The following is a 13747-nucleotide window of genomic DNA, read 5'->3' on the forward strand; positions in this document are numbered from 1 at the left end:
CTCAGTCGTCCACCCGCGCAAGGAAACCGAGCAGGGCCTCTGCGAGGGGCCCGGGTGCCTCCATCGCCACGTAGTGCCCGACGCCGTCGAGCAGCACCGAGGTCACCTCGCCGGCGGCCACACCGGCCAGGGTGTCCGCGGTGAAGGTCCCGCCGAACCCGCCCACGGCCAGCACGGGGCAGTCAATTTTCCGTTCTTGCGCCAGGCTTCTGAGCTCCTCGCCTTCGCTGAGGATGGACCGGTAGAGCCCGGACGCACCCTGCCAGCCGCCCGGGCGGGTGAACCCGCGGGCGAACTCGGCGACGTCGGCCTCCGTGACGGCTCCACTAACTGCGGTCATCGAGGGAAAGGCCCACCCGGCCAGGAGCTCGCGCTCGCGGCCGGTGAACAGCAGTTCGGGTATGCCCGGTGCCGCCAGCACGCCGATATGCCAGGATCCACCCCGGGTCACGTCCGCAAGGGCCTCGAGGCCGAATCCGGGCAGGCCCAGCTCGATGCCGGTGAAGCTGGCGATGTCCTCCGGATGCGCCGCGGCTAGCCGGAACAGTGCGGCCCCCGCTACGTCCTGTCCGGCCAGGTGCACCGGGCCGACGTCGAGCAGGCGAATGAGCTGGTGCAGGTCCTCCGCCGCCACGGCGCTGTTGAAATCCTCGTCCGCCGGCGCCGAGTCCCCGAAGCCGCGCAGATCCACGGCGTAGAGGCGGTGGCTTGCCGTCAGCCGGGGGAGGAGCCGGGAGAAAGCCCACCAGGATTCCGGGAAGCCGTGCACCAGGAGGATCGGGGATCCGGCCGTGCCCGCGCTGACGTAATGCAGGCTGGTGCCGTTGACGGCCGCGGTGTGGTGCGAGGCGAAGGCACGGGTTGCTGCTTGGAGGGTCATGGCCCGCTCCTTCCGAAATGACAACGTGGTTGTCAGTCTCCGACTAGGCAACTAGGTTGTCAATAGCCCTGGCATTCCGGCTACGATCGGGCCATGGAACAGTCACGGGGTACACAGCTGGCCCGGCTCCTGCTGGGCGGGTTCGACGCTCTGGTGGCCGAAGTTTCGGCCGAACTGGCGCGGCAGGGGCACCCCGGCGTGACACCCGCGCTGGAGTTCGCGCTGCAGGCGATTGACGACGGCGCCGTCACGGCGCCGGAGCTGGCCCGGCGGCTGGGCGTCTCCCGGCAGGCGGCGGCGAAGACGATTTCCGCCCTGCAGGAGCTGGGTTATGTAGACCGGGAGGACGACCCCGCCGACGCGCGCCGCCAGCACCTGCGGGTGACGGAGCACGGCTACCAGATGGTTGCCGTTGGCCGGCGGACCTTCGATGCGCTGTATGACCGCTGGGCCGCAGACCTGCCCCCGGGGCAGCCGGAGCTGGTGGAGGCGGGCCTGCGAAAACTGGTGCCCGACGCGCGCTGATCCGCATTTCTTTTCCATACTCAATAGCCCGCACTTAAGCTTCCAAAAAGCTGCTGCCGACCGCGGCTTCGAATTCTGCCCGCCAATTACTTCCAGGGCATTCGGCCGTCTTTAGCCGGGACAGCCGGCACGTTTCCGTCGGATATTATGTCTGGGTCGACCGAATTCCCTTTCCCGGAACCGCGCAGCAGGATAGATCTATATAAGCGGGGTTACGCAAGGTCGGGAATTTGTCAGGTGTACGACAGCTGGGGGGACTGACCGCGGTTGCAATCTCCGTTGCGACGAAGATTGGCCGCGTTCACGTCGTCGACTACTGAATCACGACCTCAATACAGATAAGGCATAACCCGTAATGAGCACTACCGAAACAAGTTATAAGCCCGTTACCGGGACCGGGAAGTCCTTCACGGCAACCTGGCTGCTCGCGCTTTTCCTGGGCGGACTGGGTGTGGACCGCTTCTACCTGGGCAAGATCGGAACCGGCATCCTGAAGCTCCTCACGGGCGGCGGTTTCGGTATCTGGACGCTGGTTGACCTGATCATCACGCTGACCGGCAACCAGAAGGACAAGCAGGGCCGCCCGCTGGAGGGATACCAGCAGGGCAAGAAGACCGCGTGGATCGTCACCATCATCGTGTGGGTCCTGAACGTCGTTGTATCGATGATCCTGATCTTCGGCGGAGTTCTGGCAATCGGCTCGGCTGTCGAGAACAGCCCGGCAGCACCTCTGGGAGACAGCACGGCAGTCGAGTCGGAAACGCCCGCAGCAGACCCGAACGTTCCCCGGGAGTACCAGTCGGCACTGACGCAGGCCGAGGGCTACGCCGTGATGTCCCTCAGCAAGGCTGGCATCTACGATCAGCTGACGGCCGACGCTGGCGGCCAGTTCTCCCCGGAGGCAGCCCAGTACGCGGTCGACAACCTGGACGTGGACTTCAAGGAGAGCGCGCTGGAGAAGGCGCAGGTGTACCAGGAGCAGATGGCCATGTCTCCCGACGCGATCCGGGAGCAGCTCACCTCCGAGTTCGGTGAGCAGTTCACCCCCGAGGAAGCCGACTACGCCGTCGCGAACCTGAAGTAGTCCGCCGTCGCCGGAGGCTCCGGCACGTCGAAGGGATAGCCGGCAGCGCATGGTTGCTGCCGGCTATCCCTCGGTTTTTAACCGGCCGCCTTTCGCCGGAGAGTCCGGCCGCCGGCGGATTAGGCCGGCCAGCGCGGCCCGCAGCCCGCGCAACCTGTAAATGCCGCAGGCGCCGGTGTTAGCTAGAGGCACGGATTGAACCGATGTGCGGCAGAGCCCGTGCAGGAAGGAGATCACCGTGACTGAGCACCTTCACCAGTACGCGGACCTCTACCGGAAGCAGGGGCCGTGGTGCACCGCGTACGTCGACGCCGGGGCCGGAACGGTGGAAGGCACGGAAGCCGCCGAGGTACGTCCCGGCCACGTCCGGGAGGCACTGGCTGACCAGGGGGCCGCGCCGGAGGACCTGGCGGCCATGGAAACAGCGGTGGACCCTGCCTACGGGCTGCCCGCCCCGATCTCGCGGTTTGTCCTCGTCCGGCAGGGCACGGTGGAACTTAACGAGCTTCTGCCCGGCCCGCTGGTGGCCCCGGCGCACATCTCCGTGGACCCTGTTCCGGACCTGCTGCCGCTGCTCAAGCACCGGCCCGAGGAGCTGCCCTATATCGTGGCCGAGGTCTCCCGGGAGGACGCCGAGATCCGCCTGGCCTACGTGGGACGCCCCGGTCCCGCCGATGTCCGCGACATTGAGGGGTCTCGGGAGGACATCCACAAACTCCCCGGCGGAGGCGGCTGGGCGCAGGACAAGCTGCAGCGCAGGACGGAGGAGACCTGGCGGCGGAACGCCGACGACGTCGCCGAACAGATCGACCGGATTGTGGACAGCAGCGGTGCCCGGCTGATTGTGCTGGCCGGAGATGTCCGCGCGCGGGGCCTGGTCCGGGACCAGCTAGCCGAGGCGCACAAGCCGCTGGTCAGCATGGTGGATTCGCATACCCGCACCGGAGGATCCCACCACGAGGGTTTCGACGACGAGGTGCAGGAACGCATTGCCCTGCTGTGGGCAGCCGAGCAGGAGCAGATTATGGACCGCCTCGCACTACAGGAAGGGCAGGCCAATCCGGAATCCGCCACCGGCATCGGCGCCGTGGTCCAGGCGCTGCAGCAGGCACAGGTGGAGATGCTGATCCTGAATGAGAACAAGCTTTCCGACCGGCAGCTGCTGGCCCTCGGCGCCGAACCATGGGTGGCCACCACGCAGGAACAGGCGCTGGGTGCGCAGGTGCTGGGCAAGGTGGCCGCGTCGTCGGCCCTGCTGCGGGCCGGTGCACTGACGGACGCGGACCTGCTCCTGGTGCCCGACGGCGTCCTGTCGGCCGGCGTCGGTGTGGCCGCGCTGCTCCGCTGGCCCACCGGACCCGAGGCCCCCGGAGCCAACGCGACCTGACGGCCGGATCAGAAAACGCGGTCCGCTGCGTTCAGGGGCGGCGGGCGGCCTGGACGACGACGTCGCGCAGCGTGACCGGGGTGCCGTCCGGGGCCGTCATGGTTCGGGGATGTTCCTCGGCCGTGGTGATGGTCCAGTCCGCGGGGTCCAGGAGCGCCGAGATGCCCGCTGCGGTGACGATGGTTTCGTCCGGCGGGTGGTGCCCGTGCGCCGTCGTTGCCTCCGGGTCGTGCGCGTGTCCGACAATGAGCAGGGTGCCGCCGGGAGCCACCCAGTCCGCAACCCGTACATAAAAGTCGAGCTGCGGCATGGCGGGGTGGGCGTAATTGGTGGTGACCAGATCAAAGCGACGGCCCGGTTCGCAGGAGGTCAGGTCTGCCTCGATCCAGGTCACGCTGCCGGAGGGCGCCTCCGTTTCGGCGCGCTGGGCCGCCGTGGCCAGCGCTGCAGCGGAAACGTCGGCCCCCACTACCTCCCAGCCGTGGGCCGCAAGTTCCAGCGCTTCGGCACCCGTGCCGCAGCCGGCGTCCAGCGCGGTGCCTGCCGGAAGTTCGGTTGCGAGGCGTGCCACGTAGGGGTTGGATGGCTGACGGGCGACGGCGGCCGGGTCCGTTTCCGGAGTTTCCTGCCAGTGCTGCTCCCAGTAGTCCTTGTCGAAGCTGTGATCCATCGCTCAAGCGTAGCCGCGGTCCAGGCGCTACTTGCCGCTGAACACCGGGAACCGGCTGGACTGCCCGTAGTCGCTGATCCGCAGGCGCCACAGCGTGGTGATGTCCTCGTCGGAAATGGTGAAGTCGACCTGCGCGTTTTCCCGCATGTGCTCCGGGTTCGCGGTTTTGGGCAGCGGCACCGTGCCCAGCTGCAGCGCATAGCGGATGCACAGCTGCGGCACGGTCACGGAGTAGCGCTCCGCGATCTCGGCGACGTCGGTGTTCGCCAGGATCTCTCCGTGCGCAATGGGGGAGTAGGCCTCAATGAGGACGCCCTGCCCGGTGCAGTAGGAGAGGAGGTCATCCGGGGTGTTGCCGACATGGAACAGCACCTGGTTCACCTGCGGGGCCACCGTGCACACCGACATGATGTTTTCCAGATCCGACTGCTCGAAGTTGGAGACGCCGATGGAGCGGAGTTTGCCCGCCTGCTGGGCTTCCTCCAGCGCCCGCCAGGCGGCCCGGTTGCCCTCGGAGTAGTTTCCGCCGCGCCAGTCGTTCCAGGGCTGCGGGCTGTGGATCAGCATCAGGTCCAGGTAGTCCAGGCCCATCGTGGCCAGTGACCCGTCAATGGCGGCCACGGCGCCGTCGTAGTCCTTGATCTCGGCGGCCAGCTTGCTGGAGACGAACAGCTCCTCCCGCGGGACGCCGCTGCTGCGTACCCCCTCGCCGACGCCGCGCTCGTTGCCGTAGGCCTGGGCGGTGTCGATGTTGCGGTAGCCGATCTCGATGGCATCCCGGACCGCCTGCGCGGCGCTGCCGTCCTCGATGAACCAGGTGCCCAGACCCAGCTTAGGAATGGACCGTCCGTCGGTCAGCATGTACGTCTCGTCCAGAATCATGGGTCCTGCTCCTTAAAGGTACGGAACTGCGGGTCGCGTCAGACGGAGGAATGGCCGCCGGCCAGGCGGCTCAGCGCCTGCGCCGGAGAAGGCAGCTCGGCTCCGTGGGCAAACAGGATGCGGGCAGGACCCAAGGCAGCTATCCGTGCCAGGGATTCCTCGGCAACGGCGGCATCCGCCGTGAATGCTTCCGGTCCGCGGACGGCCTCGCCCAGGTCGGAGAAGGCGGCGTCACCGATGAACAGCGTCCCTGTGGGTTCGTGGAAGAGGCTCACGTGCCCCGGCGTATGGCCCGGGGTGGCCAGGACTCCGAAATCCTGGATGGCGGTGCCTTCTCCGATCGGTGTTATCCGGCGCGGTGCCCGGATATCCGGTGAATCGGCTCCGCCGGCGTAAATGGCCGCCAGCGGCGCCCGTTCGGCCACGGCGGTGAGTGACCCGACATGGTCCATATGCAGGTGGGTCAGGACGATGTCCCGCACATCGGCAAAGCTTCCCCCGAGCGCTTCAACCGCCGCTGCAATTCCCGACTCGGCGTCGGGCATGCCCGTATCAATGATGACGATGCCTGCCGGCTGCGCTACGGCATAACAGCGCACGTCCATCGCCAGCGGTTCCGGGCCCGCCACTCCGGCGGGGATGACGGTTTCCCGCACCACTTCCTTCACGTCCAGGCGTGGGGTTCCGGTGCCGGTCTGTGCATCCATGGCCACTCTCCTTCGCTGGCATACGGCTCTTCCAGCGTATTCCGGCTTGGTGCCCACCGACACCGTCACTGCCAACTTCGCCGCGGGCACCGTGCCGGCTAAAAGCGGCGCTCGGCCACGTTGACCCGCGTTGCCGCGTCCAGCGCGGACTGCAGCTGCTCGGCCGGCGTTGCACCCGGGCCGGCGTCCACCAGCTGCTCATCGGAGACGGTCGGATCCTCGAAGTAGACGCGTCCGTAGGCCGGTGTTTCGGGCTCGAACCGCCAGCTGTCCGCCAGCGTTCCGGTATCGACCGTGTCGAAGCCCAGTGCGTCGATGAGGGCGCTCGCCTCGTCCTTCGCCGCGTCGTCGTCGCCCGCGATGGGCAGCGCCGAACGGTCCCCGGCGCCGTGCGGCCGGGCGAGCGCCGGGATGTGCACGGCCATGATGTTATTGAAGACCTTCACGTAGCGCGGCCCGCCCAGCTGGTCCCGGACCAGTTCGCTGCTGGTGACGGTGCTGTCCACCAGCTCGGGGATGGCGCCGTCGCGGAACGGGTAGTAGTTGCTGGTGTCCAGGACGAGCTTGCCGGCCAGCAGCCCCTCCGGCAGCTCCGACACCGCCTTCAGCGGAATGGACAGAACGACGGCGTCGCCGGCGTTGGCTGCCTCTTCCACCGTTCCGGCCTGGGCCAGCGGGCCGAGCTCGGCGACCAGATCCTGCAGCGACTCCGGGCCGCGGGAGTTCGCGATGACAACGTTCATCCCGGCTGCGACGGCGAGCCGGGCCACCGCGGATCCGATGTTGCCGCTTCCAATGATTCCCAGTGTCGTCATGGTTCATCCCTTCGGTTGGCGCGCCGTTGGCTGCGGTCCGTGTCCTGCGCCGCAGCTTCCACGTTCCTTAGCCGCAATGCGCACGCAGGGAACGAGTACTTTGTGAAAGTGGGGTGTGTATTCCGAAAGATGGTGCACACCTTCCCTTTTCTGCTGTACGGAATATAGGGGACCGGTGACCATCTTTCTTGGGGGATGAATGAACGACGCAAAGCCATCGACAACTTTGTCTCGCGGATCGGCCGCCCGCCCTGGGCAGCGGCAAGTCGATCCAACCATCCTGTGGTCAATGCTGAATATCGAGCCGGAGCGCAAGGACGTGGGCGATGACATCGTCCGCCATATGGTTGCTCCGCTGTGCTCCCGGATGCGGGGATCGGATGGCTCGCGGTTTGGGTTTTCCCGCAGCCTGGAATCGGCCCGCCCAGTCATCCACCTGCATCTGCGTGCCACCGAAGATGTCATTGACCAGGTCTGGACGCTTGCGCACGCGCTGGCGCATGAAAGCGCTGCCAGGCTCGGTGCCGTGAAGATCTCCCGGTCGCCGGACATCGTATATCCGCCGCGCCCCGGCGAACCGCTCCCTGAGCTGATGGAAGCGACGTTTGCACGGTTCGGCGGGCCGCCCGGCTTGAAACTGGCGGCTGAGATTTCCGAGCTGACGTCGGAGCTGGCTCTTTGGGCCGTCGACCGCTTCCCCGGCACCAGCATGCGCTCCATGCTGGCCGCCCTGCTTCTCTTCGATACCGGCCACGCCATGATGCGGGGACCCCGGTCCAGTGTCTGGCCGGACCGCAGGACCATCAGCTGGGACTACTACTGGAACGCGCACCTGCATGTCTGTACGGGCTCTTTCGGGTCGCAGTCCGAGCATGCACGCCGGGAACAGCTGGCCCGGATGGCGCCCCGGGTCATGCCTGCACATCGGGTGATGGCCGCCCTGGCCTCGGAACCGACCGTGGACATCTGGCGAAAGCGCTGGGCGCGTGCCGTCGATACGTATCTGTACCGGGCGGACAAGCAACGCATCAGCCGCAGTGCGCAGCAACTGGCCATGGGGGCCGGCCACCTGGCGCTCAACCGAGTGGGCTTTTCACTCCGGGAGGAGGGGGCCATCGGCCTCTACGCGCGTGCCTGGAGCACGGAGATTGAGGCGCAGTATTCCGGTGAGGAGGGCCAGCCGGCTCGGCGCGGCGGGAGGTGACGACCCCGGGCGCGAGGATGCCGGCGACGGGGCGCGGGGGCGCCGGCGACGGGAGCAGCCGCAGGGAGGTTCAGCGGCCCTGCCCGCCGGCCTCCCGCTGGCTGAGCAGGTTTTCCAGATGCAGGCGTTTGCGGTTCAGCCGCGCCAGCGAGGACAGGCCGAACAGCATCATCCTCATCTGGGTGCCGACCCCCGGCAGTCCCTGTTCACGCAGGGCTGCTTGAACTGCCGAGCGGTCCTCGACGGACGAGTCTTTCATCAGCGCACGGGCGCGGGTGAATTCCTCGGAGTTCAGCGGGTGGGCGCGGAGGCGGCGGTTCACCTCCTCCAGTTGGCCGCGGACGGCGGCTGTTTGTGCGTTCTCTCCAACCATGGCCCGAATCTAGCAGCGGCGGTCCGGTCCTGCCCGAACCCTGCCGGGGAGTGTTGTTCGGAAACCGTACGCTGAATGCCCCGAGGGGCTATCAGTACAGTGTGCACACACCCCGGCCTCCGCGACACGCTGCGTGTCCAGCGGATTCGGCACCGATTCCGCAGCCTGCCAGAATAGGCAAATGCCATCCTCCCGAGGTCTTAACGATCCACGGTTGATCCGCGAAATCCGTCGCAGACCGGACGCCGATGTTCCGTCGTCCGGCTGGCCCGTCACGGTTCCGGCCGTGGCTGCGGTCCTGGAATCCGGATTGGAGCTTCCACCCGGAGTGACCTTTTTGGTGGGGGAGAACGGCAGCGGCAAATCCACGCTGGTGGAGGCAGTCGCGGCAGCCTACGGCTTGGGCCCGGAGGGCGGCACGGTGCATTCGGCCCACAGCACGCACCAGACGGAATCGCCGCTGAGCGGCTGGATCAGCCTGGTCCGGCAGCCGGGCGCCCCGAAATGGGGCTTCTTCCTGCGGGCGGAAACGATGCACGGGTACTACACCTTCCAGGACCAGGCCGGCGGCGGGAACTTCCATGCCATGAGCCACGGAGAGTCCTTTATGGCCCTTACGGATACCTACCTCAACACCCGCGGGTTTTACTGCCTGGACGAGCCCGAAGCCGCATTGTCCTTCAGCGCCACCCTTGCCCTGATCGGCGTGCTGAGCGATCTCGCGGCGAGCGGATCGCAGATTCTGTGTGCCACGCATTCCCCCGTGCTGGCCTCGCTTCCCGGGGCCACCATCTATGAGACAGGCGCCCACGGGATAGCCCGCCGCGAGTGGGATGACCTGGACCTGGTGACGAACTGGAGATCCTACCTGAACGAGCCCGGCCGTTATCTGCGGCATATCCTCGCGCCCTGACGTATAAAACCGGCCGCAGGCGGCAGCCCTCCGAGACAGTGCGGACCTACCGGAGCTAACTCAATAGTCCGTAGCGTTGCGCAGGTGGACCAGGTTCTCGTTAATGAGGGCTGATGTCTCCAGAGCCTCAACTGCGACGGGATCTGCCTTCTTCGGATAGATCGACTCCATCGCAGCACCCACCTTGGTCAGGCGGTACTTGTGTTCTATCTGCCGCACCGTGAGGATCTCGTCGAAGAGCTCAACCGGGTGATCCAGCACCTTTGCCGACTCTTCAGGAAACTTCACAGAGTGCGGACGATGCCTCAGCATCTGGGCGGCCCGGATGAGCTGGCGAGCATCGTATGATCCCAGGTTATTCGGGTATTCGCTGAAAATCCCTAGCTTGATCGATTCCTGGTAAGCATTGAACTCCTCCACATACCGCGCTTGGTATTGATCGAGCTGGCGGCCTTCACGCTTTGGCGGAATGTTGTCGCTCTTCCACTGTCTCGCCCACGCGGTCATCTCTTCGTCCAACCGGGCCGTGATCTCCTTATTACGGAACACTGCATAATCCGCGTGCACCTGGTCGATCACCTCGTCCGGGACTGGAATGCGCGACCAGAAGTCGATGCAATGCTCTGCGGTAGCGGCGGGTGACGGCTTGAGGAAAGTGCCGTCGCCACGGTCGAACAGACGCATGGGTGATTCTGTGTGTGATGTGCCCGCACACGGGCCGTCTGACGGCCGTTGGGCGAGTTCGGTGGTCATACGGGCAGTGCTCTCCTTGGCTGACGTGTTGCTGAAGTTGCATTTGTGGCTTATCAGAGTTTAGAGGGCAGCGAACAAGGGATGCGGACAGCCAGGGGTTTGTCGCAGTAGCCTGGCAAGAAGCACACACTCGTGCCCTGTTCATCGGCGGACATTCAACCGTCCCTAGGACTGGAACCAATAGTCAGGCCGGAGCGCAGCGGAGGAGCCAACGAAGATGGAGAAAGCGGGTGCATTCACGCCTTAACGGGGTTCCGTTCCCGCAGAATCGCCCTCCGGCCGTCAACACGGCGCGCTCAGCATCATCATTCCCGCAGGTGCGCCTGCAGGTAGCGGCCGGTGGAGCTGGCAGGATCCGCCGCGACCTCCTCCGGTGTACCCGCGGTGACAATCCGGCCGCCGGCCACTCCGCCGCCGGGACCCAAATCAATCACGTTATCCGCGTTGGCGATCAGGTCCAGGTCGTGTTCGATCACCACAATCGTTGCGCCCTTAGCCAGCAGCCGGTCCAGCACTCCGATCAGGACCCGGGTGTCCAGCGGATGCAGGCCCACGGACGGTTCGTCCAGGACAAACAGCGTGCCGGACTGGTCCTTCCCCAGTTCACCGGCGAGTTTCAGCCGCTGCGCCTCCCCGCCGGACAGGGCCGGGGTGTCCTCGCCCAGGGTCAGGTAGCCCAAGCCCAGGTCGATGAGGATCTGCAGTTTCCGCCGGATCTTCGGCCGCGTCTCCAGTGCCGTCCGTGCCTCCCGGACCGTGAGTGCGAGCAGGGCAGGCAGCGAGAGTTCTCCGCGTCCGGTCTCCAGCAGGACTGCATCAGCGGCGGGGGTGTAGCGCGAACCGTTGCAGTCGGGGCAGGGGATGTCGACGTCGGGCAGGAACTGGACGTCCAGGACCACCTGGCCGGTGCCCTCACAGCGCGGGCAGCGCAGGGACCCGGTGTTGTAGGAGAAGTCCCCGGCCTTCAGCCCGCGTTCCCGCGCGGTACCGGTGGCGGCGTACGCGCGGCGCAGGTCATCCAGGATCCCCGAGTAGGTGGCCACGGTGGAGCGGATGTTCACTCCGATCGGGGTTGCATCCACCACGTCCACCCGGGTGATGCCGGCCGGATCAATGGAGCGGACATGCTCCGGCAGTGCCGCGGCATGTTCCGCGGCGGCGAGGGCCGGAACCAGGCTGTCCAGGACCAGGGTGGTTTTCCCGGAACCGGAGACCCCGGTGACCGCCGTGAGGCGGTTCCTGGGGACGGCGACGTCGAGGGCGGAGACGGTGTGCAGCGGGGATGTGGCGAGCCGGAGGGTTCCCTGGCTGTACATGTCCGCGGCGGCGGCGCGCTCGCGCACCACCGCACCGGTTCCGCCGCGGAGGAACGGACCGATCAGCGACGCCGGGTCGGCCTCGATGTCGCGCAGGGTGCCCTGCGCGATGAGTTCCCCGCCCTCGGCGCCGGAGCCGGGACCCAGTTCGATCAGCCAGTCCGCTTCGCGCAGCACCTGCACGTCGTGATCCACCAGCACTACCGAGTTGCCGCCGTCGAGCAGGTCGCGCATGACGCCGATGAGTCCTTCCACGTTCACCGGATGCAGGCCGATGGACGGCTCGTCCAGGACATAGAGGACTCCGGTGGTTTCATTGCGTACCGCACGGGCGAGCTGGACCCGCTGGCGCTCGCCCGTGGACAGAGTGGCACCGGCGCGGTCCAGGCTGAGGTAGCCCAGGCCGAGCTGGACTAGCCGCCGCGCCATCTCGGAGAACGGGGAAATGATCATCCGCGTCATCGAATGCATGTCCGCCGGCAGGCTCCCGGGGATCTCCGGCACCCAGGCAAGTGCTTCACCCAGGGTCTTGGCGGTGGCCTCCGCGAGGTTGAGGCCGGCCACCTGGGTGCCGAGGGCAGCGGGGGAGAGCCGGGTGCCGTGGCAGGCGGGGCAGGTGTGGGCCGTGACGAAGCGGTTGATACGGACCAGGCCCTGCTCGCTGGTGGCGTTGTTCATCGCTTCCTGGACGGCTCGACGGGCGTTGCGCTAGGTCCAGTTCAGCTCGAACGGCTTGCCGTTTTTGGACGGGATACTGAGGTGCCGTTTCTCCTCAGGTCCGTCCATCACAATCTGCCGTTCGTACTCGGTCAAATCGGCGTAGGGGACGTCGGTGCGCACCCCGAAGTCCGCCACGACCTGCGGCATCACGGTCAGGCCGAACATGTTCCACGGGGCCACCGCGCCGTCGTCGATGGTCTTGGACGGATCCGGGACCAGTGCGGCGTCGTCAGTCTCGCGGACCGTGCCGGTGACCTCGCACACCGGGCACGCGCCGTCGGAATTGAAGGCCAGCGACTCCGCGCCGGGCGGGCGGAACACCGCCCCGCAGACCGGGCAGATCAGTTCCTTGTCCGCAGCGACGTCGATGGTGGGGTCCAGCCGGTGCCCGTTGGGACATAGATGGGAGTCGAGCCGGGAGAACATCACGCGCAGCACGTTCAGCAGTTCCGTGGAGGTGCCGAAGGTGGAGCGCACGCCGGGCACGCCGGGCCGCTGGTGCAGGGCCAACGCCGCAGGGACGTGCCGCACGGAATCCACGGACGCTCGGGCGGCGTGCGACATCCGCCGGCGGGTGTAGGTGGACAGCGCCTCGATCTACCGGCGGGAGCCTTCGGCGTACAGCACGCCCATGGCCAGCGAGAATTTCCCCGACCCGGAGACACAGGCGACGGCGACCAGCCGGTCCAGCGGAACGTCGACGTCCACGTTCTTGAGGTCATGCACCCGGGCACCGCGGATCTGAACGGCCGACGACGGCGGGGCGGCGGCGTTTGTCTCGGCCATGGGTCCTCCGCGGGGAGCCGACTGATTCTGCTTATTCGGCAAGCACTATGGCTCCGAGCTACTGCGCGCCTCGGTGGTGCTCGATGGGTACGTTCTTTTCATGCCTCAGGAAGCGCAGGGATTTGGCTTTGCGGGTGGGCCTCTTGGTACCGAAGGACGGGCAGGTCCTCCTGCCAGCGGTGGTCCGGTCCGGTTGGCCGTGGCGGTAGGTAGTTCGACGCCGGCAGCCTATGAGTGCCAGCATGGGAAACTATTCTTTATGTCAACATTTAATCGTCGGGGTCATTACCGCCAGGGCCCCAACGGTCAACAAGTTTGGGTTCAACCCCATGAAGTTACGCGGTCCGAAGGCTCTGCAAACTTATATACTCCTTCTCCACGGGCGACAATTCGTATTAGTAATTCAGCCGGTCCATCTGTTCCAAAAATTTCTCGGCCCAAGTCCACTCGCTGGGCTGAGCCGAACGCAAGATGCCCGGTATGTGGGGCAGCCGTGTATTTCTATAAGAACGAGGCCGGCAGCCGGGTATATTTCGACGAGATTGGCGCGCCCTGGCCCAAACATCCATGTACCGATATCCCGTTCTTCACCCGTGCGACAGCTGAGCTGCGCGGCGAGTCGGTGGAACCCGCGCTGCGGGAGCCTTCGCCCAGTGGAGGCAAGGCTTCCCGACGCAGACGGCAGCATCAGGATGACCGCGACCCTCTCGGCTACAGCCCTGCGTATCAAGC

15 protein-coding genes are annotated in these 13747 nt (G+C 66.4%); 5 read left to right on the forward strand and 10 right to left on the reverse strand.

Features of this window, described 5'->3' with window-relative positions; all coding sequences use genetic code 11:
- Position 1: 1 nt before the first annotated feature.
- Positions 2-880: an alpha/beta fold hydrolase gene (locus tag AC5RT8_RS10280; protein ID WP_494095603.1), complete on the reverse strand. Its 879-nt coding sequence runs from the start codon at positions 878-880 to the stop codon at positions 2-4.
- 93 nt (positions 881-973) lie between these two features.
- On the opposite strand from AC5RT8_RS10280, the gene AC5RT8_RS10285 reads away from it, so the two are divergent.
- The 3 genes from AC5RT8_RS10285 to AC5RT8_RS10295 all read left to right on the forward strand — a co-directional run bounded on the left by AC5RT8_RS10285 (position 974) and on the right by AC5RT8_RS10295 (position 3876).
- Positions 974-1405 carry a MarR family winged helix-turn-helix transcriptional regulator gene (locus tag AC5RT8_RS10285; RefSeq protein WP_494095604.1) on the forward strand — a complete coding sequence of 144 codons (432 nt, stop codon included), beginning with the start codon at positions 974-976 and terminating at the stop codon, positions 1403-1405.
- A 355-nt stretch (positions 1406-1760) separates the two neighbouring features.
- Positions 1761-2489: an Ltp family lipoprotein gene (locus AC5RT8_RS10290; RefSeq protein WP_494095605.1), complete on the forward strand. Its 729-nt coding sequence runs from the start codon at positions 1761-1763 to the stop codon at positions 2487-2489.
- A gap of 238 nt (positions 2490-2727) precedes the next feature.
- Entirely contained in the window at positions 2728-3876 is a 1149-nt protein-coding gene (locus AC5RT8_RS10295; protein ID WP_494095606.1) for a baeRF2 domain-containing protein, read from the forward strand.
- A gap of 31 nt (positions 3877-3907) precedes the next feature.
- Here AC5RT8_RS10295 and AC5RT8_RS10300 read toward each other — a convergent pair whose 3' ends face one another.
- From AC5RT8_RS10300 to AC5RT8_RS10315, 4 genes are all read right to left on the reverse strand, one after another.
- The gene (locus AC5RT8_RS10300; RefSeq protein ID WP_494095607.1) at positions 3908-4546 is read right to left on the reverse strand and encodes a class I SAM-dependent methyltransferase; all 639 of its coding nucleotides are present in this window, start codon (positions 4544-4546) and stop codon (positions 3908-3910) included.
- A 27-nt stretch (positions 4547-4573) separates the two neighbouring features.
- On the reverse strand, positions 4574-5428 hold the full coding sequence (locus tag AC5RT8_RS10305; RefSeq protein WP_494095608.1) for an aldo/keto reductase: 855 nt from the start codon (positions 5426-5428) through the stop codon (positions 4574-4576).
- A gap of 38 nt (positions 5429-5466) precedes the next feature.
- Entirely contained in the window at positions 5467-6135 is a 669-nt protein-coding gene (locus AC5RT8_RS10310; protein WP_494095609.1) for an MBL fold metallo-hydrolase, read from the reverse strand.
- Between the two features lie 98 nt (positions 6136-6233).
- A complete protein-coding gene (locus AC5RT8_RS10315) occupies positions 6234-6950 on the reverse strand; it encodes an NADPH-dependent F420 reductase (RefSeq protein WP_494095610.1) in 717 nt (238 codons plus the stop codon).
- Between the two features lie 289 nt (positions 6951-7239).
- Between AC5RT8_RS10315 and AC5RT8_RS10320 the strand changes: the two genes are divergently transcribed.
- A complete protein-coding gene (locus AC5RT8_RS10320) occupies positions 7240-8154 on the forward strand; it encodes a lantibiotic dehydratase C-terminal domain-containing protein (protein WP_494095611.1) in 915 nt (304 codons plus the stop codon).
- A gap of 70 nt (positions 8155-8224) precedes the next feature.
- Here AC5RT8_RS10320 and AC5RT8_RS10325 read toward each other — a convergent pair whose 3' ends face one another.
- Positions 8225-8527 (reverse strand): hypothetical protein, encoded by a 303-nt coding sequence (locus AC5RT8_RS10325; RefSeq protein WP_494095612.1) that lies wholly within the window; start codon positions 8525-8527, stop codon positions 8225-8227.
- 181 nt (positions 8528-8708) lie between these two features.
- On the opposite strand from AC5RT8_RS10325, the gene AC5RT8_RS10330 reads away from it, so the two are divergent.
- On the forward strand, positions 8709-9440 hold the full coding sequence (locus AC5RT8_RS10330; protein ID WP_494095613.1) for an AAA family ATPase: 732 nt from the start codon (positions 8709-8711) through the stop codon (positions 9438-9440).
- A gap of 60 nt (positions 9441-9500) precedes the next feature.
- On the opposite strand, the gene AC5RT8_RS10335 is transcribed toward AC5RT8_RS10330, so the two are convergent.
- From AC5RT8_RS10335 to AC5RT8_RS10350, 4 genes are all read right to left on the reverse strand, one after another.
- The gene (locus AC5RT8_RS10335) at positions 9501-10193 is read right to left on the reverse strand and encodes a hypothetical protein (protein WP_494095614.1); all 693 of its coding nucleotides are present in this window, start codon (positions 10191-10193) and stop codon (positions 9501-9503) included.
- A 305-nt stretch (positions 10194-10498) separates the two neighbouring features.
- On the reverse strand, positions 10499-12187 hold the full coding sequence (locus tag AC5RT8_RS10340; RefSeq protein WP_494095615.1) for an excinuclease ABC subunit UvrA: 1689 nt from the start codon (positions 12185-12187) through the stop codon (positions 10499-10501).
- Positions 12188-12217: 30 nt separating this feature from the next.
- Entirely contained in the window at positions 12218-12793 is a 576-nt protein-coding gene (locus AC5RT8_RS10345; protein WP_494095616.1) for a hypothetical protein, read from the reverse strand.
- A 33-nt stretch (positions 12794-12826) separates the two neighbouring features.
- Positions 12827-13015 (reverse strand): hypothetical protein, encoded by a 189-nt coding sequence (locus AC5RT8_RS10350; RefSeq protein ID WP_494095617.1) that lies wholly within the window; start codon positions 13013-13015, stop codon positions 12827-12829.
- Between the last annotated feature and the right edge of the window lie 732 nt (positions 13016-13747).

Source organism: Arthrobacter sp. Ms25 (assembly GCF_059090365.1).